Annotated in this window: 25 protein-coding genes; 5 read left to right on the plus strand and 20 right to left on the minus strand. The window is 46.9% G+C overall.

Translation table 11 applies throughout. The annotated features are described in order from the left end of the window. Nucleotides 1–740: 740 nt before the first annotated feature. Nucleotides 741–1,112, minus strand: a complete 372-nt coding sequence (locus tag AACQ93_RS22205; RefSeq protein WP_064608965.1) for an SMI1/KNR4 family protein — start codon at nt 1,110–1,112, stop codon at nt 741–743. Between the two features lie 346 nt (nt 1,113–1,458). Here AACQ93_RS22205 and AACQ93_RS22210 point away from each other — a divergent pair, with 346 nt between their 5' ends. Beyond that, nucleotides 1,459–2,445 (plus strand): integron integrase, encoded by a 987-nt coding sequence (locus AACQ93_RS22210; protein ID WP_064608967.1) that lies wholly within the window; start codon nt 1,459–1,461, stop codon nt 2,443–2,445. 288 nt (nt 2,446–2,733) lie between these two features. On the opposite strand, the gene AACQ93_RS22215 is transcribed toward AACQ93_RS22210, so the two are convergent. From AACQ93_RS22215 to fusA, 11 genes are all read right to left on the minus strand, one after another. After that, complete coding sequence (locus tag AACQ93_RS22215; protein ID WP_064609685.1) at nt 2,734–3,630, minus strand: hypothetical protein; 897 nt, start codon at nt 3,628–3,630, stop codon at nt 2,734–2,736. Nucleotides 3,631–3,636: 6 nt separating this feature from the next. After that, complete coding sequence (locus tag AACQ93_RS22220) at nt 3,637–4,512, minus strand: metal ABC transporter permease (protein ID WP_064609687.1); 876 nt, start codon at nt 4,510–4,512, stop codon at nt 3,637–3,639. Next, complete coding sequence (locus AACQ93_RS22225; RefSeq protein WP_198160284.1) at nt 4,512–5,267, minus strand: metal ABC transporter ATP-binding protein; 756 nt, start codon at nt 5,265–5,267, stop codon at nt 4,512–4,514. Before AACQ93_RS22225 ends, AACQ93_RS22220 begins: the two co-directional genes overlap by 1 nt. Next, entirely contained in the window at nt 5,264–6,244 is a 981-nt protein-coding gene (locus tag AACQ93_RS22230) for a metal ABC transporter solute-binding protein, Zn/Mn family (RefSeq protein WP_064608972.1), read from the minus strand. The genes AACQ93_RS22225 and AACQ93_RS22230 overlap by 4 nt, the downstream gene beginning before the upstream one ends. A 43-nt stretch (nt 6,245–6,287) precedes the next feature. Next, nucleotides 6,288–6,875 carry a DUF6162 family protein gene (locus AACQ93_RS22235; protein ID WP_064608974.1) on the minus strand — a complete coding sequence of 196 codons (588 nt, stop codon included), beginning with the start codon at nt 6,873–6,875 and terminating at the stop codon, nt 6,288–6,290. Next, nucleotides 6,872–7,189, minus strand: a complete 318-nt coding sequence (locus AACQ93_RS22240) for a hypothetical protein (protein ID WP_064609688.1) — start codon at nt 7,187–7,189, stop codon at nt 6,872–6,874. Before AACQ93_RS22240 ends, AACQ93_RS22235 begins: the two co-directional genes overlap by 4 nt. Before the next feature lie 94 nt (nt 7,190–7,283). Beyond that, complete coding sequence (locus AACQ93_RS22245; RefSeq protein WP_064608976.1) at nt 7,284–8,120, minus strand: DUF4198 domain-containing protein; 837 nt, start codon at nt 8,118–8,120, stop codon at nt 7,284–7,286. A 45-nt stretch (nt 8,121–8,165) separates the two neighbouring features. Further along, nucleotides 8,166–8,693: a DUF2271 domain-containing protein gene (locus tag AACQ93_RS22250; RefSeq protein WP_064608978.1), complete on the minus strand. Its 528-nt coding sequence runs from the start codon at nt 8,691–8,693 to the stop codon at nt 8,166–8,168. A gap of 43 nt (nt 8,694–8,736) precedes the next feature. Then, complete coding sequence (locus AACQ93_RS22255; RefSeq protein WP_064608980.1) at nt 8,737–9,366, minus strand: PepSY-associated TM helix domain-containing protein; 630 nt, start codon at nt 9,364–9,366, stop codon at nt 8,737–8,739. A 99-nt stretch (nt 9,367–9,465) separates the two neighbouring features. Next, a complete protein-coding gene (locus AACQ93_RS22260; protein WP_064608982.1) occupies nt 9,466–10,230 on the minus strand; it encodes a metallophosphoesterase in 765 nt (254 codons plus the stop codon). Nucleotides 10,231–10,337: 107 nt separating this feature from the next. Next, a complete protein-coding gene (gene fusA / locus AACQ93_RS22265) occupies nt 10,338–12,362 on the minus strand; it encodes an elongation factor G (RefSeq protein ID WP_064608984.1) in 2,025 nt (674 codons plus the stop codon). 320 nt (nt 12,363–12,682) lie between these two features. Here fusA and rtcA point away from each other — a divergent pair, with 320 nt between their 5' ends. The 3 genes from rtcA to AACQ93_RS22280 are packed head-to-tail and all read left to right on the plus strand — an operon-like array spanning nt 12,683 to nt 15,681. After that, nucleotides 12,683–13,690, plus strand: a complete 1,008-nt coding sequence (gene rtcA / locus AACQ93_RS22270; protein WP_064608986.1) for an RNA 3'-terminal phosphate cyclase — start codon at nt 12,683–12,685, stop codon at nt 13,688–13,690. A gap of 4 nt (nt 13,691–13,694) precedes the next feature. Further along, the gene (locus AACQ93_RS22275; RefSeq protein WP_064608988.1) at nt 13,695–15,431 is read left to right on the plus strand and encodes a Clp1/GlmU family protein; all 1,737 of its coding nucleotides are present in this window, start codon (nt 13,695–13,697) and stop codon (nt 15,429–15,431) included. Further along, nucleotides 15,376–15,681 carry an MBL fold metallo-hydrolase gene (locus AACQ93_RS22280; RefSeq protein WP_064608990.1) on the plus strand — a complete coding sequence of 102 codons (306 nt, stop codon included), beginning with the start codon at nt 15,376–15,378 and terminating at the stop codon, nt 15,679–15,681. The genes AACQ93_RS22275 and AACQ93_RS22280 overlap by 56 nt, the downstream gene beginning before the upstream one ends. Nucleotides 15,682–15,827: 146 nt before the next feature. On the opposite strand, the gene AACQ93_RS22285 is transcribed toward AACQ93_RS22280, so the two are convergent. From AACQ93_RS22285 to AACQ93_RS22315, 7 genes are all read right to left on the minus strand, one after another. Further along, nucleotides 15,828–16,991, minus strand: coding sequence for a tetratricopeptide repeat protein (locus AACQ93_RS22285; RefSeq protein ID WP_198160230.1), 1,164 nt, complete (start codon nt 16,989–16,991; stop codon nt 15,828–15,830). Next, nucleotides 16,988–17,602, minus strand: a complete 615-nt coding sequence (locus tag AACQ93_RS22290; protein WP_064608992.1) for an energy transducer TonB — start codon at nt 17,600–17,602, stop codon at nt 16,988–16,990. The genes AACQ93_RS22285 and AACQ93_RS22290 overlap by 4 nt, the downstream gene beginning before the upstream one ends. Continuing rightward, nucleotides 17,602–18,006 carry an ExbD/TolR family protein gene (locus AACQ93_RS22295; protein WP_007466201.1) on the minus strand — a complete coding sequence of 135 codons (405 nt, stop codon included), beginning with the start codon at nt 18,004–18,006 and terminating at the stop codon, nt 17,602–17,604. Before AACQ93_RS22295 ends, AACQ93_RS22290 begins: the two co-directional genes overlap by 1 nt. Then, nucleotides 18,006–18,527, minus strand: a complete 522-nt coding sequence (locus AACQ93_RS22300; RefSeq protein ID WP_064609693.1) for a MotA/TolQ/ExbB proton channel family protein — start codon at nt 18,525–18,527, stop codon at nt 18,006–18,008. Before AACQ93_RS22300 ends, AACQ93_RS22295 begins: the two co-directional genes overlap by 1 nt. 38 nt (nt 18,528–18,565) lie before the next feature. Beyond that, complete coding sequence (locus AACQ93_RS22305) at nt 18,566–19,900, minus strand: MotA/TolQ/ExbB proton channel family protein (protein ID WP_064608994.1); 1,335 nt, start codon at nt 19,898–19,900, stop codon at nt 18,566–18,568. Then, entirely contained in the window at nt 19,900–20,664 is a 765-nt protein-coding gene (locus AACQ93_RS22310; protein WP_064609695.1) for a DUF3450 domain-containing protein, read from the minus strand. The genes AACQ93_RS22305 and AACQ93_RS22310 overlap by 1 nt, the downstream gene beginning before the upstream one ends. A gap of 184 nt (nt 20,665–20,848) precedes the next feature. Next, nucleotides 20,849–22,942 carry a TonB-dependent siderophore receptor gene (locus AACQ93_RS22315; RefSeq protein ID WP_064608995.1) on the minus strand — a complete coding sequence of 698 codons (2,094 nt, stop codon included), beginning with the start codon at nt 22,940–22,942 and terminating at the stop codon, nt 20,849–20,851. Nucleotides 22,943–23,232: 290 nt separating this feature from the next. Here AACQ93_RS22315 and AACQ93_RS22320 point away from each other — a divergent pair, with 290 nt between their 5' ends. Continuing rightward, the gene (locus AACQ93_RS22320) at nt 23,233–23,673 is read left to right on the plus strand and encodes a hypothetical protein (protein WP_064608997.1); all 441 of its coding nucleotides are present in this window, start codon (nt 23,233–23,235) and stop codon (nt 23,671–23,673) included. 147 nt (nt 23,674–23,820) lie between these two features. Here the strand turns inward: AACQ93_RS22320 and AACQ93_RS22325 are convergent, their stop codons facing one another. Beyond that, nucleotides 23,821–25,200 (minus strand): histidine kinase sensor domain-containing protein, encoded by a 1,380-nt coding sequence (locus AACQ93_RS22325; protein ID WP_064608999.1) that lies wholly within the window; start codon nt 25,198–25,200, stop codon nt 23,821–23,823. Nucleotides 25,201–25,260 lie beyond the last annotated feature (60 nt).

Below are 25,260 nucleotides of genomic sequence, written 5' to 3' on the forward strand. Positions count from 1 at the left end.
TCCTAAATAAGAGTGCAGTGAGTGCATAACGCCGGGCATAAGGTGCACCAACACCGAACCTACCAAGCGCACTAAACTCCATACCAAAACTGCCGAGTGTAACGTGTCACCTTGATGCCTTTGTTATGGCTATATTTCATCAGTTAACTTGAATTTGGCACGCTACCGCCGAACAGAATTATTAACCTGCCATATGATTAAGGCATCATACAACAAACAAAAGGTATAAGTTTGAAATCGCTCAATTTTGGCCTTAAATATTAGGCACCTAGTCTCTTTTGAATGGATTTTGTGCGGGTGGTTTTCAAAGGAATTGGATCAGTAGCCATTGGACAAGGAATGGCTCTTTACCAACAGATATAAATCAGTAGCTTCGGATAAATTTTATAAGAATTAAAACTGGATAATCCGAAGCCTAATTTAGAGGGTTTTCTTTCGATGATGTTTCTGGCATTTCTGACAGCGAGAGCAACTGGAAAATCAAGCGTGCTGCGGACAAAACCAGCTAAATTCACAGTTCGTTATAAACTGAAAGCGTTCAGTTATATCGCCCAAGAAGTTCGGCTAAATAGCCGCTAAGCTTGACCCGCAGACATTGAAGCGAACACCACGTTGCCTGTGCTTTTAAGCCATAACGCCCGCAATAAGGTGTGCCCCACTGAACCAACAAAGCCCATCGAACTCCGTACCAAAACCGCCGAGCGTAACGCATCACCTTGATTGCCTTGTTATGTTTAAAGTCAATCACTTGCCTCAAGAATCATCTGTGATCGCCAAGCTTCGATACTTGACCACTTCTCATCAGTTGCCCCATTATGCGACCAAAAGACCACTTCACCTTTTTCATTTAAGCAAAAGTAATCTGAGTTATCTTCACATATTGGTAGAAGGTTTTCTGGTAGATCGTAGTATTTACGTGCGCTTTCTAAAGCCTCAAATATATCTACATGACTTCCAGGGTTATCAATTTCCAGAGCTTCAAGTACAGAATCTCCAAGATCATACCCTGATTTAATAAACTCAACATATTCGGTAGAAAAAAGCATACCTAGCTTCTGTTGTGCTGCTGCAATTTCATCATCCGATGGAGGAATATACTCAAATATTTCCATATCACTTTCTTATTATCTAATTAAACATAACATTATATTCAACGAACAAAGTTCGCATATCTCGTTCGTATATTTTATTCGTAATCCCTCCCTGCCATTCCTTCACATTTTAATCAATAAAAACAGAAGGCTAAAGACAAAAACGTGCTACTCAAAGAGCAGATACACCGAACGAGGTTCGTGTATCACCTTTTTCTGCTACCACTTTCATTCAACTGATAAACAACAACTTTTCATTCTGGTGCGATAGACACTCTAAATCAGCGAACTCAAAGGATGTTGATATTGCTTTGAAATGATACGTCATCTAGCCTGAATTAAAATTACTGTATGGATGAACAGATAAATGAAAGATATTCCCCACCCTATTTCATCAATCAATAGTAACTTTATTACCGAGGTTACATCATTTATTCGTGTTCGCGGTCTTTCTTATTCAACGGAGAAAACCTATCTGCACTGGATTCGGAGTTTCATTAAGTTTTGTGGTTACCAGTCAAGACAGGATATCTCAGCCAAAGATATCTGCCGTTATCTGAACCATTTAGTCACCAAGCAAAATGTCTCACCGAATACTCAGAAAACAGCTCTTAACGCACTCGTATTTCTCTGTCGGGAGTTATTAAAACAAAATACTGAATCACTGAGTTTCAAACGTGCGAAGAAAGGTCCAAAAGTGCCAGAGGTCTTTTCCCACTCTGAAGCATTAGCTGTTATAGATCATTTACCATTACCGTCAAAAATTATTGCACAGCTTATGTATGGGAGTGGCTTGCGAATCAATGAAGCATGTCGGCTCAGGATTGCAGATGTCGACTTTGAAGCAAGCTCTGTCACAGTAAGAAATGGCAAAGGAAACCGGGACAGAAAAACACTGTTGCCGAATTCTCTCCATGCCCAACTTCAGCAACAAATAGCCATGGTTAATATACTGCATGAGCGCGATCTCGATAATGGGTTCGGCGAAGTTTACATGCCTTATGCCCTCGCTAGGAAATTTCCAACGCAGGCTAGAGGCTTGGGTTGGCAATACTTGTTCCCGGCCCCAAAATTAAGCACTGACCCGAGATCAGGAAGGGTTATGCGTCATCACATAACTGATCGCGCTGTTCAAAAGCATGTCATGAAAGGTATACGAGCAGCACAAATTATTAAAAAAGCGGGCTGTCACACTTTTCGACACTCATTCGCGACCAGGCTGCTCGAAAGCGGAACTGACCTCAGAAATATTCAGGAGTTGCTGGGACATTCAGATATAAAGACAACACAAATCTATACCCATGTTGCGGGGCTTCATAAAACCGGAGTAAAAAGCCCGCTGGATAAGACTTAAATTCAAAATAGTGACATGCTACCGCCTAAGATACTGAAATCCCTTGGTGCATATTGATGATGTGCAATTGTAATACAAAGCATCATTATTTTGCTTTCAGGGATAGTCATTTTGTGAGAAATAGTGGGAATCAAAAGCTCGGTTGTTTAATTTGCAAACAATATTGATACTTGCAAAAGCATTCTACTAACAAATGAAACAACACCTATTTTAATACCAAAAAGGCTTCAGCTAATGCTGAAGCCCTTCGTTATTAGGTGCTTTCGTCTGTTACAAAATAAATCTATTTTAGAGCTGTAGTTGCCAACGTTGTAATGGTGAGTCAGAGTCAATGCCAGACCTTCCCCAACGGTCAACACTGTCGACGACTAAGATACGCTCAGGGTTAGGAACCAAAGCTTTTAACACTTTGCTTGGTTTTCTTGCAGTCAGCAGCCAAAGCGATTCATCGTCATTCAGCAATTGAACTAATGCTGTCTTATCTTTTTCAGTCCACTCAAGTTCAGGTGCAGTAAATCGGTCAACAACAAATAACTGATTGCCTGATGCAAAATCTTCAAGTTCTGTCGAAAGTAGAACAACCGAATGAACGTCTGCATCAAACAACGCATTTTGCTGCTGATTGATCAACTGACGAATATCCAGCATCAATTTTTGCTTATTAACTTCGATGCTCGCGGATGCCTTAGGCCATACCCGTTGCAAGTCATCACTAACAATCGCAGTCATACGCGCCAAATTAGTCGGGTTTAACCAGGCGAATAAAGAGGTCGAACCGTCCTCTAATCGTAAAGATGCCACTCCCTGCGCTCGTGGAGATATAGCTTGTGAAGCATCAATTTCAATTATTCCGATATTTCCCATGCGGGCATGAACATATAACGGGTCTTGTGGCCAAATCGCACCTAATGTAATCACCACTTTTGCTTGTTTCGCTGCTTTAGCTGTCAACTCCGCGCCTTTACTATTAAACCAGTTAGGCATTCGTTGTACACCATATCGCTTAGGAGGAAGATAGCTGGTTGTTATCGCTGTTCCTTTCGTCAGTTCAGTGGCAAGCATGTAAGTTACAGGAGTATCAGTCAGAATATCTTTTGCCTGTGTCAGTGACGAAGCGAATAGCCCACAACCAACGGCAAGCAGCCAACTCAGATTCAACAGCGCCTTTTTCGATAATAACGTCATTTTCATTTATCCCTTGCGAACAATGCGGAAACAAGTGGCACTTAAGAAAAACAAAGCCGAGACGATAATGATTGCGGCTCCTGAAGGAACCGGAAGCTTTAACTCCATCGGCAGAATTGTTCCAACCAGACAGCTGATAGTTGCCAGCAGAGCTGACATCAATACAAAACTCCCCATATTTTTGGTCAGTAAGCGGGCCGTCGCGCCGGGAATCAGCAGCAAAGCCCCCACCAGAACAGCACCGACAATTTTGACCGATGCAATCGTGACCAGAGTGATCATCATGACAAACAGATAGTCATAAAAGTTGGTCGCATAACCCCGGACTTTGGCGATATCCGGGTTGATACACGTCAGCAGTATCCGGTTAAAGGTCGGGATCAACAGCAACACAATTAGCAGGCAACTCAACGCCAGAATCAGCAGATCTTGATCAGATACCGTCAGAATCGAACCAAATAACACGTTTTCCAGCATGTGGATGTTTATCTTCCGGGCGACATACATCAGCAACGCTGCCCCTACAGCCAATGCTAGAGCAAGGAATACCCCAACCAGCGTGTCATAAGGCACATTGGTTCGATTACGTACGAAATGCAGTAATAACGCGAAAATCATGCAGAAGCTGAACAACCCTATCATCGGGTTTTCCGGTGGTTCACCAAGAAGTACACCCAGTGCGATACCGGTCAGAGCCGCATGCCCAACCGCTTCGGAGAAAAATGCCAGTCGCTTGGCGATAACTAAGGTTCCCAAACCGCCAAGTAAAGGTCCTAACAGCAAAGCAGCCACTACCGCATTGACCATAAAGGCATAGGAGAAGCTTTCGCTAAGCAAGCCTGAGTTAACACCAGACTGTGCCCAGGTGCGAATGATATCCATCATGCCGCATCCTCCAAATTGGTCTTCGAAGGTAATGACGGAGCACTATAGTGATTGAACAAACGCTCAATTTTTTCCGGAATCAATACATCGGAAACAGAACCGCTATCAACCAACTGGCGGTTTACAACGTGTACCTGAGCATTTAGGCGCCTTACTGCTGTTACATCATGATGAACAGCCAGAACGGTTTTCCCTTCAGCAACTAACTCATGCATCAAAGATTCAAGATACCGAACCCCCTGTTCGTCCATGCCGGTTGTCGGCTCATCCAGCACCAACAAATCCGGATTATCCAAAAGCGCCTGAGCAAAAAGCACCCGCTGTTGTTCACCACCTGATAGCTGTCCCATCCTGCGATCCGCTCTTTCTGCCATACCAACACGTTCCAGCTGCTGTAAAGCATATGATTTCGCTTTTGATCGACGACGCCATTTTGGCCAGAACAAAGGCATTCTTGTCTGATTCAACAAGATAAAATCCATCACGGTCAAAGGCAGGCTGGACTCAAAAGTCGCTTTCTGAGGAACATAACCGACTTTGCCTTTCTGCTCTCCCGGCCACTGAACCCGGATCTCTCCACTGAACGGCGTTAAGCCTAAAACCGAGCGAAGCAACGATGTCTTACCGCCGCCATTTGGCCCCATCACTACATGGCATTGCCCCGGCGCGAACACATGATTGATATCGTGCAGGATGATGTTGTCGCCATATTTCAGGCCAACATTATTAAGGTGAATACCCGGACCCATTATTTGCCATCCTTATTTACAGCCACGCTTTTCACTGTGTTTTCAGCAGCAAACTTCATCGACCGAACCAGAGTATCCAAGTTCTCTTTCATCTCGACTTCGACTTTATCCGCTTCATACGGACCATGAGTCATGTGTGAAAAACGATAAAGCTGAACGCCGGTCGCTTTTTCGATGGTATCGACATAACGGTTTGGCATGTTGAGTTCGTAAAAAAGTACATCAATGCCGGAATTACGGATCTTCTCTATCGTTTCCTGCAACTGGCTGGCGCTAGGCTCAACCCCGTGAGCAGGTTCGATAACCGCAGCCACATCAACACCAAATTCCTGCAGCAGATATCCATAAGCATTATGCGTGGTCGCCACAACCATACCGCTGGTATCCAAGTCTCCCAGCGTCATCATCGCGCTGTGTTTGAGTTTACGGAATTTTGCCGCATAGCTGCGGGCATTTTTACGGTAGAAACGGGCATTATCCGGATCAATTTTCGCCAGTTCATTTGCAATGGTGTAAACCTTCTGGATAGTGGTCGATAAACCGACGAAAGTGTGAGGATTTACCGCACCGTCACCGACAGACTGACCCATGGCAGGTAGCAACGGTACATCTTTATTGGCTTCAATCACTATCAAATCATCACGATTAGCCGCTTTAATTACTTTCAAAGCAAAATCATCATGACCGATGCCATTTACCACAATAATATCCATCTGCTTCAGGCGGCGGAGGTCGTTAGGTTGCGGCTGATAGTTATGTGGATTAAAACCGGCGTCTACCAGCGGTAATACCTCTGCCTTGTCGCCGACAACCGCCTTTACATAGCTGTAATAAGGCTGAAGAGTAATGCCGATCGTGAGTTTATCTGCAGCCTGCGCGGTCAGACTGGTCAGCAGCAGGCCGAGTACAGATACCACTTTCAGCAAACTGAGTTTTGTTGAAAACTTTTTAACCAACTGTCTTTGTAATAACTGTTTCATAACGTGGTTTACATCGTCGTTGTTGACACAATGAAAGGGAAAATTAATGGTTGTGAGTGTCCTGGTGGTCAATAAATGCAACTTGCTGCCACCCTGCTTTAATCAAGGCTGAATCAGATAGCGACATCCCCTGCTGATAGACATCACCTTCAAAAGGCGTGGCTTGCAGATTGAAATCAATCCAAACATCCGGTTCCTGAGCATGACAGCTCAGAATTACAGACACGGCTCCCTGCTCTGACTGGCGAAGTCCCTGATAGATGCCGGGGGCGACCTGGTGCCAAAGGTGTTCACCTTTGTGTTGCCAGCTTTTATCTTTAACAAAAGGAGCTAACCACAAAGCTTCCAGTTCAGTAATCGACGGCCAGATATCTTTATCATCAAACTCAATGCTGTCCTGATGAAGATTACGAATCTCTTCATGAGCGAGCCGAAGATCGCCAATCATCGCCAGTTCCTGCGCTTCAAGATTTGCCAGCGAAATTTGATGGGCGGCCAACTCCTGCTTATCAGAAACACTCTGGTGATAAGGCAGCAAAATCGCGGCGACCAACAAAATAACGGCTATAGAAAGAGCCACCCATTTGCCTTCCCGGCCTCCGTCATCGGGTATGACTGATTCAGTGATCATTTCTCTGAAATCTCGACAACATCAACTTCAACCGGGCTTTCATGTCCGGCATCAAAAACCAGATAAAAATCTGTATCCGGACGTTTAAACTCGGCAATGGAACGTCTGTCTGTGATCGATTTGGCAATCAGGTTATCGTCGTAATCGAACATATCGACGTCATAATCAACAGCGGTGCTGCCATCACTGTAACCGGCTTCGCAAATCACTTTGTCGGCTTCAAACCAACAACTCATCAACGGAAAGTGCGCATGTGCCGACATAGAAAACAGGGCCAAGAACGAAAGAAGCAACTGGCTGGTACGCTTTTTCATGAAATCCTCAAACAATTCTTTGAATACACTCTTGAACAAATTCTTGAACATAAGACAAAGGCAAAAACAGCCTGCTTCAGCAGGCCATCATCAGTTATTGAAGTACAGCTTCAAAAGTCAGGTGGACATTAACACTGGCGCGATCAGCCAGCGGATTGTTCGGTAAGTCGCCTCTATAGTTTGCTTTCATCAGCCAGCGACCAGCCTGTGCCGGCACGAATGTCACCATGCCGTTTTCATCACTGACTACATCAATTTGCTCCTGGTGGTTACGATAAAGCGTGCCTTCACGATTGATTTCAGCGGTGACACCTTGCTGAGGCTGGCCGTTATAGAAGAACTGAAACTTTACTTCCTCTCCCTCAATAATGTCTGACGGGTGAGTGAGCGGTAGCATTTCGAGGTATTTACCTTCAAGCTCGAATGCTTTTTCTGTCGGCTTTCCTACCGTGACATAGCTTTCGGCACGGGTGAAACCAAGCTGAGTGACAACGTCACGGGATTTTGCCGGCAACAACTCATCACGTTCGGCTTTAGTGGCTTTCATCCACTTCACCGTGTCACGTCTACCGGCCTTATACTGGGTGTAATAAGACGGTGTGCCGTTAATCGCCACTTTATGTGTCCCTTCTTCTTCGAAGTAGAAGTCGAACATCGAACGGCGCTTACCGCGAATCACGAAATTCGGTCGTTCCTTTCGACCATCAGGCATCACAACCTGAGCGGTTTCACTTCCGGCCGGCTTATCAAATACAAAGGTACCGTGTGAAGCGGTTACATCGAAAGTCAGCCAGTCACCACCTTCTTTAGACACAGTGAAGTGCGAAGGTAATACCCAGCGTGGGTGAGCATTGGCTGTTGCAGATACCGCCAGACCGGCAACCATGGCACACGCCAGAGAGACCGCTTTCATCTTGTTATTTTTAATCATCATCAGACTCTTAAATATGTTTAATCCATTACATTTACGCTCAAGTTATTGAACCCGATAGCGTAGTTTGATCTCGCCAGTTTCTTCGGTCGGGGTTAGAACATGAGTAAACCCGGCTTCACCCAACTCCAGCTTCTGCCGAAGGTAGTTGCGACCACCATGTTCTCGCACTACTTCGGCATAGAAGGTGTACGCACCCTGCTCTACCCGGTTCCCATTATCGTCCAGACCATTCCAGACAAAACGGTATTCACCGGCTGGTCGTGTCGCCGAGGTCACCGCATCCACCAGCTCACGGTCATAACGCCCAACTTTGCGCCACCAGCTGCGCAAATCTTTCAGCCATTCGTCCTTTCCAACCCAGAGCTGAACAGTCCGAACCGGCTTACGATTGGCATCTTCAATCCATACCGCCACATAAGGGCGGGCATACATAGAGGTTTCAATTTTCGGCAGCTCAAATTCCACGTCCATCACAGCAGATTGAGGAAGCGGCTTTGCATTAACAGAAGCCGAAATAGCCAGCGGCAGTGCCACCGACATAGCCAGAAGTGACTTAGCAAAAGAAGTCATCACAAATCCTTTCAAAACAGTGGCACAGGCCCAGAGTTTGACCTTAGGGAACTGCGCAAAGAAAAATCAGAAGTGTGGAAAGCGAACCGACAGCAGTCCATACCAAAGAATTACTGAGTGTCTTTTTCTTCGGCAATAGCAAACAAACGCCTGTCAGTACGAAGAAAATCATCAGCAACGCGGTGATATCGATAAACCACTTCCACACTTCACCACTGTTACGCCCTTTGTGCAGATCATTGAACACAGCAACAGCGCCGTAATGGGTTTTCTCGATAATGGCTTCACGGTTAATTAAGTCGACATAAACCGATGCGTTGAACCCCGGACCTTTATAATCAAGGGTAATTTCCCCTTCGATTAACTCGCCGTCTTCCACATCAGTAAACACTTCCATGGCCGAAGGCTTACCGGAAACATCACCTTCACTGGTCAGAAACGCAATCAACGCTGACTCGTCAGGCACAAACGGTCGACTGCCAGAGGTGATTAATGCATCAGGCAATGTCAGGGTCACTTCACTGACGGATGGCTTACTTTTGACGTAAAGTTCAGGCCTGTTGAGGGTGATGCCGGTTACAGCAAAAAAAAGCACCACAAACAACAGCGCCATTGATATGTAGATATGAAGGCGACGAGCCCATAGCTGAACAGCCTTTGTTTTTAGAAACATGAACAATCACATCAAAAACCACAGAAATCTAATGAGCACAATTTAATTGATAATTGTTTTCATTGGCATTTGATTTACATTGTTTACGTTTGGCAGGATTCAGATTTCGATTGTTCTGGCAGGATCAAAATCGTCATTAAGCAGCATCGGCCAGTAACCGCGAGGGTTAGCCAACACACGGGTATTGTGAATGGTCAAATCGGTACTGCTGTGTATATGGCCGTGGAACCAGGCGGCTATATCGTATCTTTCCATCAGTTCTTCAAGATTACTGGCATAGGCGGCAGCAAGTGGCGGGATATTTTCATCAGGAAAGCATTTTGCGCTCGGGGCATGGTGGGAAACAATAACGGTTTTCCCCTGATAACCGCTTTGTAATTCAGATTCTAAAAACTGCAGGGTCTGATAATGAATATCCAGTGCATCAATCGGTCTGAACATGGAACCTCGCGGATCCATATGAACCTTTCGGTGATCGTTCATACATTCCGCGGCCCGGTTCATCGCTTCCATAGGATTACCATCAATCCGGTAGTCGGTATAGAGCGTTGCACCCAGAAAGCGGACATGGTCGATTTCTATCGCTTCTTGCTCTAAAAAGTGAACATGGGTTCCACGGGTCGCCGTTCGCCAGTTTTTATGGCATTTCTGCAAAATGGAACCATAAGGCTCATGGTTTCCGGCCACGACTATCGTCTGCTTGCCCTTTGTTTCAGCCAGAACCCAGTCAATATAGCGGCTCTCACAGCCGGTTCCGATATCCCCGGCAAGAATAATCAGATCAGCATCTGTCTCCGGCAACGAGAAATCCCACGGGCTTGCCATAAACTCCAGGTGTAGATCTGATAAATACTGCACGAGCATGCTTGTTCTCCGAAGCCGAGACAACAGAAAGCAGCCAACTGACTGCTTTCTGCTAATTACATTGTTATTTAATGGTTTATATCATTATCTGCTCAGGTCAAAAGCCACTAACTCGCAGCCTGTGACTCACTGCACACACGTTTCTGAACATTAGGCGGTGCTGGTTCATAGTGACTGAACGCCAGACTGAAACTTCCTTCACCGCCGGTTATAGAACGCAAGCGCTGTGAAAAGTCCTGAAGCTCATTAAGCGGAGCCTTTGCCTGAAGTGCCGTCTGGTTATTTGGTGTTACGTCGGTACCGACTATCACGCCGCGACTGGAAGAAAGATCACCGGTAACATCGCCGACAGCCGGAGTCGGTATCATCAGGGACAGATCAACAATCGGCTCCAGAACTATCGGATTTGCGTTATTCACCGCATCCAGAAAAGCTTTCTTACCGGCAATAACAAAAGCTATCTCTTTCGAGTCGACCGAGTGGTATTTACCATCATAGACCGTCACTTCAATATCGCGGAGCGGGTTACCGGAAATAGCCCCTTCATCGACCGCTTGCCTGATCCCCTTCTCTACCGCCGGGATCAGCGCTGTCGGAATGGCCCCGCCTACCACTTTATTGACGAACTTAAACCCGGCTCCGGGCTCAAGCGGACGAACCTTCAACTGCACCTCACCAAACTGTCCGGCACCTCCGGTTTGTTTTTTATGCCGATAATGGCCTTCTGCCGGCATAGTAATTGTTTCGTAGTATTCAATGCTTGGCTGAAAAGTCTCCACGGTTAATTTGTACACCGCCTCCATTTTTTCCAGCGCGATCTTCAGATGGAATTCGCCCTGACCGCTCAACAAGGTTTCATTGGTTCGGGTACGATGCTCAAGCCGGAGTGTCGGATCTTCTGCCGCTATTTTCTGTAAAACTTCGGAAAGCTTTTGCTCATCCCCCCGCTTAATCGGCCGAATAGCTAAGCTGTACATCGGCTGCGGGAAAAACAAGGTGCTCATGACAATGCCGTCTTCGTCATGGGAGTCGTGGATCACCGAATCAAAGCCAAGCTCATCCACTTTCGCCAGCACACAAAGATCACCGGCTTTAGCGCTACTGATTTCAATGCGCTTTTTACCTTGCAACTGATACAGGTGCCCGACCTTAAATGCCTTGTTACTCTCTCCGATATAGAGCTGACTACCGGCATTAATCTCTCCCTGGAACACCCGGATATAAGCCAGTTTTCCCAGATAAGGATCTACACTGACCTTGTAAACATGAGCAACGCTGTGGTCCAGTTGATCACAGTCAACACTGATCTGCTTACCGTCTTTCTCCAGTAAAGGCGGGTTACCTTCTTCCGGCTGCGGCATAATTTCCGCCATGATCCGCAGTAGCATATCGATACCGACATCGGAATCTGCCGACACGAAGCAGACAGGAATCACGTGACCTGTTCGCAACGCTTCTTCAAACGGGTCATGCAGTTGTTCAGGGGACAGCGCAGAGCCTTGTTCGAGATACAGCTCCATCAGTTCTTCATCAACTTCAATGATCTGATCAATAAGCCGTTCATGTGCCTCTGAAACACTGTCGAAAAGCGTCGGCTGATCATTATCAGGAGCAAAATAGCAATCGACGACACTGCTGCAATCTTGTGATGGTAAATTGATTGGCAAACAACAGCTTCCAAAATGTGTTGATAACTGCGCGACAAAATCTGCCAATAAATTCGGATTCAAATCCATCTTGTTGATGATAATCATCTGGCATTTTTGCTGTTGCCGGGAAAATTCAAATAAACGCTCTGATACCTGATTGAGAGGAGTATTGGCATCCAGTACCAGTGCCGAAGTTTCAACTGCGGGGAAAATACTTAATGAGCGGCCGAGCAGCTCGGGAATTCCGGGAGTGTCGATGATGTTCATGCGGTGTTTATGCCAGGCTAAGGCAACGGGGGTAGCTTCAATACTGTGCTGGTACTGGATGGACTGATCATCAAAGTCAGTCACTGTATCCCCCTGCTGCACACTGCCCAAATGTGTGGTTGCATGAGCCTCGTATAACAAGCGCTCAACTAATGTTGTTTTCCCAACCCCGCTCTGACCAACAAAGCCAATGTTACGTATTTCATTTACAGACATAGATGCCCCCTGAATAACAAAGACGAGTGATGACACATTTTTACTGTGAGAGTTGGCGGCTATGCCGCCTTATCGTCTTCCAATTCATTTTCCGTCCGGGAACATCCATCAATGGCTCCATTCTCTGACCTGTTAATTAAAGCTTAACCTCACTTCCCGGCTCTGCCGTGATTTTCTTTATTAGAATCAATATGTATTCGAAATTTATGATGTTGCTCTCGCTCCAGTTTCATTACCTCATGCTGTAAATGAGGTATTCACTGGCACAGGCTTCCGCAGTGAACGATAGTTTCAGTATCTGAACTTAACGGATTCATCCGGTGAAAGGCATACATATTAATGGCGATCAGGGTGAAGGCGGCGGCCAGGTACTGCGAACCTGCCTGACTTTATCACTGCTGTACGGGATTAACTTCACCATCAGTAATATCCGGGCCCGGCGAGACAAACCCGGCCTGCGGCGACAACACTTAACTTGTGTGCGAGCCGCCAGGGAAATCAGCAACGCCCGTGTTGAGGGTGATGAACTTGGCTCCACCGAGCTGCATTTCAGCCCCGGTGAAATTTATGGCGGAGAATATCAATTTGACATAGGTACTGCCGGCAGTTCCACACTGTTATTCCAGACACTACTGCTACCTCTGCTACAGGCCAACAAAGAGAGCCGGATTACACTGACTGGCGGTACCCACAACCCGATGGCACCAACACTGACCTACCTAAGACAAAGTTTCCTACCCTTATTAAGACAAATGGGAGCCAACGTCGAGGTAGAGGTGAAACAGTGGGGGTTTGTTCCCGCCGGAGGTGGGCAGTGGCTGGCGCGAATAAAACCGTCGAAACTCACTCCTATTGAATTAACAGAACGCGGTCGGCTAAGAAAATGTCGTTTGGTGAGTTACTGTGTCGGACTGCCAGAGAGTATTGGCAAGCGGGAAATCGACACCTTTATCGGCCTCTATCATGCCCCCATCGATGAATTTTACATTCGCTCTCCAGTAGCTTTATCCAGCGGCAACCTACTCTGCTTTGATATGAAGTTTGAACAGATGCAACTGAGCATCATCCAACTGGGAAGATTAAAATTAAGAGCCGAAACCGTCGCCGAAAAGCTCAATAAACAGGTCAGGGAATATCTTTCTTCCAAAGCCGTACTGGACCGCTACCTGACCGATCAAATTATGCTCCCAATGGTCGTTGCCCGTGGTGGATGCTTCAGCTGTGATCAACTATCCACCCATGCCACCACCAACATGGAAGTGATTGCCCAAATGACCGGCTATCACCTTCTGTTTAAACCCGGTCATCCGTGCAAACTTATGGGGTAATGATATGTTCTGCCCGTCTAATATCCTCCGCTATTCAGAAGGTGTTGATACGCTTAATGAAAGTCTGCGCCAGCCATCAAGTCGTATTGTCTTATTTGGCCCACCGGGTGCCGGAAAAAGCTTCCTTGCAGCAGAACTGGCTAAGCGGATGCAATCTGAAGGTAAGCCTTGTGCCTGCCTGAGTGCCGATCCTGGCTCACCGGGGTTCGGTATTCCTGCTGCAATCAATCTTGGGATATGGAAGGAAACCGACTGGCAACTAACAGATTTCGAAGCTTTATGCAGCCTGGATGCTGCCCGCTTCCGCCTGCCGTTAACAGAAGCACTCCGCAGCTTGATGCTACGTATTCCGGCGGAGATCCCGCTTATCATTGATGCACCCGGCTTAATTAAAGGTGTGGCCGCTGCCGAGCTTCTACCCTCACTGATTGATATTACAGCCCCGACGCAACTGGCTGTGCTGGATAAGTTTACCAACAAGGACAGCCCGGAAAGCCCTGCATGCTCTGTCTCTCTTGAAAACGAAATAGCCAACCTCAACGTTCCGGTTATAGCGATAACAAGCTCTGAGCTGGCCATCTCACCAAACCGACACCAGCGAGCCTTGCGACGAACGGCGCTATGGGAGCAATACCTCAATACTTGTAGTGAAATGGAATTGGATATCCGGACACCAAAGCTACTCGGCACCCCGCCTCCTGTCGATCATCCTGAAAAATGGGCCGGGCTGGTTATCAAGCTAACAAACAGTGATGGCGTGACTTCTATGGGAGAAATCATTGAACTGGAAGATCACCAACTCAAGGTTCACTGCCAGCCATTTAAACAGCCGCCCGATCAATTACTGGTTCGCGATGCCAGACATCTGCCCGGACACTTGCTGGTTACTGCCGTAACTAAGCATGCAGCCGGAGGTGCCTCTGACGCGCATAGACAAAAAACCGATACCCAATCTCTGGTTCATCCATCAGATGTAAAACCGCTTCGAAATACACCTCGCATCCGCCGAAGAGATATCACCGCGGAATTGGTCAACGGTCTGTTTGATGACCCGTTACTACTGATTAAAACCAACCAGAACCGTCGCTGCCTGCTGTTCGACCTTGGCAACACTTCCCGCCTGCCAGTTCGCCATGCTCATAATGTCAGCCATATCTTCATCAGCCATGCCCATTTCGACCATATCGGTGGATTTATGGGGCTACTCCGGGTAAGGCTCAGTGCCAGTGGAAGCTGCCAGCTCTATGGTCCGCCAGGGCTGGCCAGACATATTGCCGGTATGATCAGCGGAATTTTATGGGATCGTATTGGTGACAACGGCCCTGTCTTTACCGTTTCTGAGCTACATGGCAACAAACTGTGCCGTTTCCGGCTTCAGGCAGGTCACCATGAAATACCGATTTTGCCAGAGATCACTGTTCATGACGGTATCATCCACCGTGAAGAACGATTTATCATCCGAACCATCGAACTGGATCACGGTACGCCTGTTCTGGCTTTTTCTTATGAACCGGTTGCTGCTGTTTCAGTCTCAAAATCAGCGCTGAAGGAACTAAACTTTCCGCCGGGGCCATGGCTCGGAAAACTCAAATACGCTTACATGGCCGGAGAACAAGATCGATTAATTGACCTTCCTAACGGTGAAAGCCAGCCGGTGGGCGTTGCTGGCCAAGCAATTACTTCGCATGCAGGCAGGGAAAAAAATAGTCTATGCCACCGATCTGGCCGATACCGCAGATAACCGGAAAAAGTTAACTGCGCTTGCCGGTGATGCTGATGTTCTGTTCTGTGAAGCAACTTTTTCTCAAGACGATGTTCGCCGCGGTACTGATAACGGCCACCTGACAACCCGGGCTTGTGGTGAAATTGCAGCCGCCGCCGGGGTAAATCAGTTAGTGCCTTTTCACTTCTCCCGCCGTTATGAAAAACAGGCAGACAAACTGTACCGGGAAATCGAGGAAGTGTTTCCCAATATAGTCAGATGCGACTGAAGCCAGTACAAAAGACAAACCGAAAAACAAACCAACCCAATCCAAAAAAACACGGTGAAACAAAAAAGCGAGAGCCTGTAATCAGACTCTCGCTTTCATATTTTTTTGACTCTAAGATGTGATTTTCAGTGTCAGCTGCTGAAACCTCAACTATTCATCTTTCGCATCTGATTCAGGTATTTGATCCAGCTTTTAGCGGCAGCCGTTGATTCAATATTGTCAGCTTTCTTGGCATGAACAATCGCGCTGTCGAAATCTTCCAGCTTGTAATAAGCCCGTACTTTCGCCAATTCAACATCCGCCCGGCGTTTTCTATCGCTGACTTTATCCAACTCAGTCAAAGCCTTTCGGTAATGACCTTCCTGCAACAAAAGCTGAGCCAACGACCAGCGATGCTTATTGTCGAGCTTAGCTGCCAGCATCCAGACCTCAATGGCCTTATCCCACTCTTTTGCCATCTGCCAGTACATCGCCTGAGTGGAAACCAACTCAGCATCTGATTCTACACCGTTCAGTTCAGCATAGATTTTCGCCGCACGTTCAGGAATTCCTCTCTGAGCATATAGCTGTGCCAGTGACTTAAGGTTTTGCTGGCTCAGTGCTACACCCTGACGTTTAGCCAGAGCCAGTGTATCCAGCGCATCTCTTGAACGGCCAAGCTGCATCTGAATCCCGGCCGTTTGCTGCCACCATGCAGCTTTATTAGGCTCCAGCACAATCAGGCGTTTAAGCGTCGGAATTGCAGATTTCCAGTACTTCAACTGAAGCTGGGCACCCAATTTAATCGTCAGCGGTGCCACCTCGTCATGTTTAGCAAATGACTCATAGGTTTTCATTGCTGACAGCACCGATTTCCATTCACTCAGCTGGTAATGAGACTGAGCAATACGCAGCCACAATTCATCAGTTTTCTGACCTTCGGGAATATTCTTCGTCAACTGATAGTAATGTGGCAAAGCCCGCCTGAACTTTTCATCAGACAGCAAAATATCCGCCAGCATTCGTTGCGTTACCCATGCCTGCTCATCTTCCAATAGCCCACTTTTGACGGCCTTTGACAGGTTCTCAATAGCTTTGCCAAGGTCGCCCTGTTGCCAGTAGAAAACGCCCAACATACGTTGTACAAAAGCCTGATCATAAGCTTTCGAGGGAGAGATACCTGCCAGAAGGGCTATCGCCTCATCTAGCTTTTCTTCCTGTTGCAGGTTATGCGCACGCTGAACCTTGCCTGCGGTATATTGGGAAAGTTCGGCATTAACCGGCCCGGCGACAAATATCAGAGCCAGGACAAAAGCAAACTGCTTCATCATCGATCTATTTTAAACTCCAGTCTTACTGATTGCCCCAACTGAGCCACCGCTTTGCCATCTACAACTTTCGGCTGGTATTTCCATTTGCGCAAGGCGCGTATAGCTTCCCTTTCAAAGACTCGGCGAGGTTTTGCATCCACCACTTGAATATCAGCCGGACGGCCCTGCGGATCTATGGTAAAGGTGAGTGACACATACCCTTCAAGCCCTTGCCTTTGTGCTTTGGACGGATAACGAGGTTCAACCCGATACAGCGGCATTGCCTGCTGATTAGCGCCAAAGTCAGAAAACTGAGGAACATTAATCGCCAAACCGGTAATTGCGGTATCCAACGCCAGACTTGGCATGGTTGGCGTTACTGTTGCGTTCGCCGTTTGCGATGCAGTCGGGACGGCTTCCGGCGGATGCTCAGGTGTATCCGGCTTTTCCGGCACTGCTCGTTTACGGCGCTGAACTTCCTGCTCCTGCTCAACCATCACCATGTCAAAAGCAAACAATTGCTTATCATCCTGTGCCCGCTGATTACCGTTATCCACCATCCAGGCCATGAAAGTAAACAAACCAATCGCGGTTGCCAATGCCAGAGGCAGTGCAATGATTAAACGCAGCATCAGCGTTTCTCCGCAGCCAGCGCTATCTTCTTAACTCCGGCCCCTTTCGCTGCATCCATAACTTTAACAACCGTTCCGTTATAAGCATGTTCATCTGCCTGAATGACCAAAGACGCTTCTGGTTGCTCAAGCAACAAGTGTTCTAATGTGGCCTGAACACGCTCAACATCGACAACCCGCTTGTCGATATAGATGTCGTTAGCTGAAGTAATCGCAATGAAAATACCGGCATCTTTCTGGCTAACCACATTGCTGGCCTGCGGGCGATTTACTTCAACACCAGACTCTCGTACAAACGAGCTGGTCACAATGAAGAAAATCAGCATGATGAAAACAATATCCAGCATCGAAGTCAGATCGACCTGGGCTTCTTCACGAGCAGAAGACGGACGACTTAATCGCATCACTGGCTCCTTAATAATTTTTCTAACTTGAGTTCACGCAGATGGCAGGCTTTTGAAAGGCGGGCGTGAACAAACATACCGGCAAGAGCTGCAACCATGCCAGCCATTGTCGGCAATGTTGCCAGCGAAATCCCTGATGCCATCAGGCGTGGCTGGCTACTTCCCTGAGTTGCCATCACATCAAACACTGAGATCATGCCGGTAACTGTGCCAAGCAGCCCCAACATAGGGCAAATTGCCACCAGCACTTTTATCAGATTCAGATTCTGGTTCAGCGCAATACGGGCCTCACTCAACCAACCGTCACGAAGGGCATGGGCATACCAGGATGTTTGATCGTCCCTCGCCTGCCACTTCGTCAGCCATTGCTGTTTATGTTTTGGGTAAGTAAACGCCAGATAAAGAATCCTTTCGATCACCAAAAGCCAACACAGGACAACCACAGCAGCCAACCACCATAGCACCTGGCCGCCCTGGTTCATAAAGTGCTGCAGCGAATACCACCAGGATTCCAGCCCCATCGCTTGTATAAAATGCACTTCAAATATATGGGATCCCATCAGGCTGCGCTTCCTGCTTTTTCAGCCTGTTCCGCAACCAGGCTGATGCCCTGTTTCTCCAGAATATTGCGGATATTATCAGCCTGAGTACTCAACACATTGTGTGCTAGAAGCAGCGGCATTGCTGAAACCAGTCCCAGTACCGTTGTTACCAACGCCATGGAAATACCTCCGGCCATCACGGTCGGATCACCGTTACCGAACTGAGTGATCACTTGGAAAGTTTCAATCATCCCGGTTACTGTCCCCAGCAGACCCAGCATCGGTGCCAACGCCGCCAGCAGTTTCAGCATCGACAGACCTTTTTCAAGCCCCTGCTGTTCATCAACAATGGTCTCGAGCAGGCGAAGCTCCAATGCTTCAACTGAACGGTTCTGCGCTTTGTTATACACGTTCAGCACGCGACCAAGCGGATTGTTACCCGGCTTAGTAGGATTTTTCAGCTGGGCTTTAATTTGCTGACGGATCATCATCAGTTTTGCGCCGCGGAACAATGCAATCACAGCACCGACAGCCAACAGACCAAGAATGATCTTACCTACGACACCACCATGTTCGATGCGATCTTTTAATTCAGGAGAATTAGCCAGTTGCTCAAGCATCACGCCTCGGGAAGGATCAACAACCACTGCCTGCAAACCGGATTCGTTTAATTGGGACATCACGGAGAAAGAAGGGCCATTTTCCGGCTGTTTAAGATAAGGTGTTGCAACATGACGTTTACCATCCCAGGAAATGTAACCCTGATCAGCAATCAGGCCCATGCTTCCCAAGCGGTATGCCTGAACAACTGACTGGTGACCTTCACCATTGATGAAAGGAACACTAACCTGACGTAGCTCTGTACTCGCCTTGATCTGCTCAGTCATACCCAGCCAGAGGCCGTTTAACTGAGTGATTGAAGGTAATGCTTTTGCAGCCACAATCTCATTAACTACAGCATCATAGTTTGAGTGATCTGCACCGGTAACTGAAAACGCCATTTCAGTATCCAGTTCTTTTGCTGCCTGACGGACAACACCAAACAACTCACCAAGACTGCCGGTTTCCAATCGTAACTGCTCTTCAAGTTTCGTCAGCTTATTTTCATTTTTGCTGAATGACTTGCTTAACAGCTCAGTTTCTCGCTGAAGGCGGTTACGCTCAGCAATCAGGGCATTGCGCTTCGCTCTGACTTCTTTTTCCGTCAGTTTGAAACCGGCTTCACGCTCTGCGTTATGCGTTTTTTGTATCTGTTGTTCTTGTCTGGTTTTCTCAAGAAGAGTCGGATTTGCAGAAGCCGCAAAAGGCAGGCTAAACAGACATAGTGCGATTGCTAACGTTTTGATTTTCATTACTTGCTCTCCACGTTAACAGATACAGGAAGTGAAATGAGGCCAGGTGCTGCCTGCTTTGAGGCGATGGCAAAAGCCTGATCAATACCTTTGGCAAACTGTGAATCCAACGCCTGCCACCCTGAAACCTTATCGTTCCACGCCCAGTAGCGTTTACCGTCCAGGCTTCGGGCAACCAGTGAGATTCGGCCAAGATACAACAAGTCAGCTTCGATAGAGTCCTGATCCATCAGCTCAATCCGGCCCTGATAAATACCCAGCTTGGTGCCGTAATCAACTTCTATCTGGTAAGCCTCCAGAATACGGCGATACTTTTCTGCATCACTGACATCGGCCTTCCCCATCATCGCATCTAATTTGGCGATTCTTGCCAGCCGATGCTCCCGACGAACAGGTTTATCTTCAGCTATCAGCACTTTTAAACCGTCAATCATCTTATACATCAGAGGAACGATGCCTTGACGGGTCTCACCGATGCCGCGGATCTGAACGTTAAGGCTATCCGCCTCTGCTTCCTGGCTCACAACAAGACGGGCTAAGTGATCGCGGTATACAGTCAGGTTCTTCACTTCTTCCTGAAGTTGTTCAATCTCAGCCGCCATCGATAGTGTCGCTTCGGCACTTTTATCAATTTTTTTCTGGCTTTGCGCAGAAGAGGCATTGATATTCCTTTCAATCGACCGTGCGCTATCCAGGCTATCGGCGTTTGCGCCTGCGGCCAAAAAGCCCATCATTACTGCAAGGCTGGTTTTTCTTAGCTTCATTTTACAAATAATGCCTTCAGAGGATTCATAAAAATAAAAAATCGCTATGGGAATCATAGAGATAAAGTTCAAAAAACAAACAGTGGCATCATAAATGAAAATAAATATCATTTAAAGTGCTTTTATTGCTCGAATCAAAAATGTGGGGGAACTTTCACTCCCCCAAAATTAAAACCCAATTTTATTAATAACGTACTTGCAATGTCGCCATGTAATTGCGACCTTCACCCAAAATGGTCTTGGTCTGGCTGCCACCTGCCAGGTAGTCAGTGTCAAAGACGTTTTCAACATTCAGGCGCATGATGATGTCCAGATGCTGATCGTATTTAATCGTATGGGCAACACCTGCATCTACACGGGTATAAGCATCTTTCTTATACTCGTTTTCAGTGTCACCGTAACGCTCACCGACATAAATCACACCCAGGTTAGCATTCGTATTATCCGTAACAGCATAACGAGACCAAATGCTTGCTGAAAGCTCAGGTACATCCGCAGGACGCTTACCGTCTTTCGTAACGTCAGTAGGATCTTTCACTTCTGCATCAAGGTAAGTAAATGAACCGTTTAGTGCCAGTTTCTCGGTGACATAACCGGAAGCACTCAGTTCAGCGCCACGGTGAACCTGCTCACCAACCTGAGTCGTTATACTTTCTTTTCCAGGTACATCCGCAACCTCTTCGCTCAGTACTTTGTTTTCCTGTGTAATATCGAAGACAGCTGCCGATACAAATAGCTGGTTATCAAGCAATTCCCACTTGGTTCCCAATTCATACAGTTTGCCCTTCACCGGCTTTAATTCCATGCCATTGTTGACATCGTTTTCATCGTTCACCGGATCTTTTGGCTCAAAGCTTTCAGAATAAGTGAAGTAAACAGAACCGTTTGATTCAGGATGGAAAATAATACCTGCTTTTGGCAGTACATTGTTGTGCGTGTGTTTGTCATTTTCAAAGCGGTCAAAGCGAACACCAGCCAACACCTGCCACTGCTCATTGAAGGTAATCATATCCTGCAGGTAAATACCGTAGGAATCGCGTTCAGTCGGATCTTTCACTTTACCATTGCTGTAATGCAGGTTTGCCGGCTTATCCATCGGCTGGCCAACAGTAGCTGTAAAGCCTTTCAAGTACTGGCTTTGCGTTTTGTAGTAGTAACCCAGCCAGTTTGCACCGACAAGCATCTGATGATCGACACCCAGTGCATCAAACTCACCGACGAAATCAACATAAGCAGTATCAAACTGCCAGTTGTCCCAGCGGTCGTAGCCATTATAAGTGAATGTACCATCAGCCGCGTTGTAAGTATCTGGCTTGGAGAAGCTTTCGATGTCCCGACGCTCAAAGTCCTGATGGTTATACCCTGCCGCAAGATGCCAGCTGTCTGTCAGTTGCGCTTTAACATCCAGACCAATATTTTCGACATCATTTTCAATATTTGACCACTGAGCATCCCACACATGGCCTTCGCCTAAAACAGGTTTACCGTCAACAATATAGGCTCCGGTATCTACGCTGCCGTGGTCATTGGTTTTGTCATAATGGAACGAAAGAGTAACATCATCGTTGATGTCGTAATCAACAAACAGGCCGCCAACAAAGCGCTCAGTGGAAGGCGTGCTGCCGTCAGTGTAATTGCGCCATGAATCATAGTTTTGTTTAGCCAGCACAGTACGAGCACGAAGGGTTTGGTCTGCATTCAATGCTCCGCTGACATCAACAACGGTACGAGATGAGTTATTCGAGCCGATATCCTGACTAACGTTTACCTGAGTTTCATAAGTCGGTTTCTTCGAAACCATGTTGATCAGGCCACCCGGCGCAGATTTACCATACAGAAGGCCTGCCGGCCCCTTCAGCACTTCGACTCGCTCAAGCAGTTCTACCGGCTGACGGTAGTGAGACCAGTGTTGCTTACCATCACGAAGATAGCTGTCGCCACTGCTCAGCTCAAAACCTCGCAACTGAAATACCTCACGGTTACGGCCTTTGCCGCCTTCCGAGATACTGGAGTCATTCTTCAACACTTCCCCAAGCGTAGAGGCCCGTTGCTCATCAATAATCTGTTCATCAATGATCGCTACCTGCCCCGGTGTTTCCAACTGAGTCGCCTCAATACGCATCGCCGTGGTATTAGTATCCGCTTTATAGCCGTAGTCACGGGCGGTAACGACCATGTGTTCATCCACACTGTCCACCTGATCATTGGTTTGCGCATAAGCGACCGGTGCCGACACGATGGCACCAATCAATAAAGCCAGCTGACTTTTAGAAAACATTTTCCGCTATCTCCATATTATTTGAGCAACTAAGCCTCTCCTGATTATTGTTTTTGAGAGGTTGGATTCAGGCTAATATTCGCCCGGGGACGTGACTGCTTAATCTGGAGCGGAATATAAGTGATAACAATTCACATTTGCAGGTAATTTACATTCTTTGCATTCGTAAAGAAGTATCAGGAAATCATTAACGAAATATCTACTACTACCGGAAAATCGCGTCATTCGTGATATTTAACGGATTGGGCGCTATAATGCCGCGGATTTTATTGATATACACGGTATAAGAAGTGACACAAGTAAACCTAGACGAAGTACGTCGCCAACTGACAGAGCTTAACTACAAAGCTGATAAGATTCGCATCGTGACAGTTTCACCGATGGACGAGGCGCTGCTGGAGACTTGCACAACCACTGAAAATGAGTGCTTCTACAACAGCTATATGAATGTAATTTATGGCAAAGGCGAGCGTTACGTTCTGGGTTACCGTTGTGAAGAGCCAATCATTGATCACGCAATTATCCGTAAAGGCGATCAGTATTTTGACCCGACTCTTCAGGCTGAAGGTGATTTTGAACCTTACCAGTATGCAATTCTGACTGAGTTCACTGTGTTTGACATGATGAAACATGCAAAATCAAACAAAGACTTCCCGCCAGATGTTGATTACCTGTTGTCTAAAGCAAGTAAATTCAAGAACGTTATCAACGTAGAAAAAATGCGTAAATAAAACTTCGCAAGCAATGTTTCGGCACGTTATATGTCGATAACAGTCTCAAGCCTGCTTACAGATATTCCTCCCGTAAGCAGGCCTGGTTAAAAACATACCCTTTATTTTTTCTTTTCCCCGCACCTATTCCTTCTAAAATGGCAATTCTCAGGCAGGCCGGAACAACAAGTTGATCCGCAAACCGCCTTCCGGACGATTTTCAGCACTGACATGCCCTTTCATTAATGACATGGATTCTTTAACAATCGCCAGCCCCAAGCCGTAACCACCGGATTGTTTATCCCTTGCCATCTCCAGACGGGTAAAGGGATCGAAGATCTGCTGAAGTTGCTGCTGGGGAATGCCGCAACCATCATCTTCAATCACCAATTGTGTCCAGCCATTTCTGTGGCCGAGCGAGACTGAAATCTTGGCTTCTGCTCCGGCGTATTTCACCGCATTCCCGAGCAGATTCTTAACCACCCGAAGCAACAGGCGATTATCGGCCCGTACCATTTCTCCACCTTTGTCTCCTTCAAATGACAGTACCTGCCCCGGCTGAACTTTACCCTGCATATCCAGCACTATATGCTGACAAACAGTTTCCAGCTGCACCGGAACCAGACTCACCGAGTATTTAGCATTCTCAAGCTGGCTGTATTCAAGGATCTCTGTTACCAAATCGTTCATCTCGTCAGACTCTTTTTCCAGCCTATCCAGCAGATGCTGACAGTCATCAGGGAGTCGCTTACGCAACAGGTGAAGAGCAAGACTATGCCGCGCCAGCGGTGTTTTGAGTTCATGAGAAACATCACGAATAAGCTGTTTCTGTTTTTGCGCCAGACCATGAATACGCGTCGTCATATGGTCGAAAGAGTCAGCAAGATGCGCGAACTCAGTGACTTTATCCCCCACTTCGTTACTGACCCGAACACTGAAGTCACCGTCGGCAAGACGATTACTCGCATCTTGAAGCTTATTGAGAGGACGCTGTAAATAACGCGCTAATAGCATAGAAAACACACTCAATATCAAGATCGCAATAAAGATTTGAATAAGCGAGAAATAATATGGGAAATAGCGCGCGGGATGGTACTGACGAGGAAACTGAACCACCAGGGTATGCCCAGTTCGAAGTGGTATAGCAATAATCGGCTGATTTACCCGGTTTTCAAATGTCGTATCCAAACGACGAATAAACTGCAATTTAAATTCAAAATGCGGGTGCATTTCACGGCCGCTGATCGTTTTCTTATCACTGTCTAGCACAAACAGATAATAATCTTGTGCTTTTTCCCAGTCAGCCAGTTCATCCATATCTCCGTCTTCAATCATTACTTCAGCCTGATACGCTAATTCCAACATCTCTTGTTGGATCTTTTCAGGAACATGAAGCATGGCCCTGATCAGTGCAAACTCGGCAACGTTTTGCACAATAAGAATTAAAAGCAGAATGACTGCAAAGTAAGAAAACAGGCGAAATGCCAGCCCATCTCGGTTAGCGGGGAAAAACAACGGCTTAATCTCGGTAAGGCGAATCGATCTCATTCTTCTTATCAAACAGCAAAAAAAGAGCGCCACTCTATCACATTTGACAGAACCCTGACT

This window comes from Photobacterium sp. J15 (assembly GCF_963870815.1).
GTDB lineage: Bacteria > Pseudomonadota > Gammaproteobacteria > Enterobacterales > Vibrionaceae > Photobacterium > Photobacterium marinum.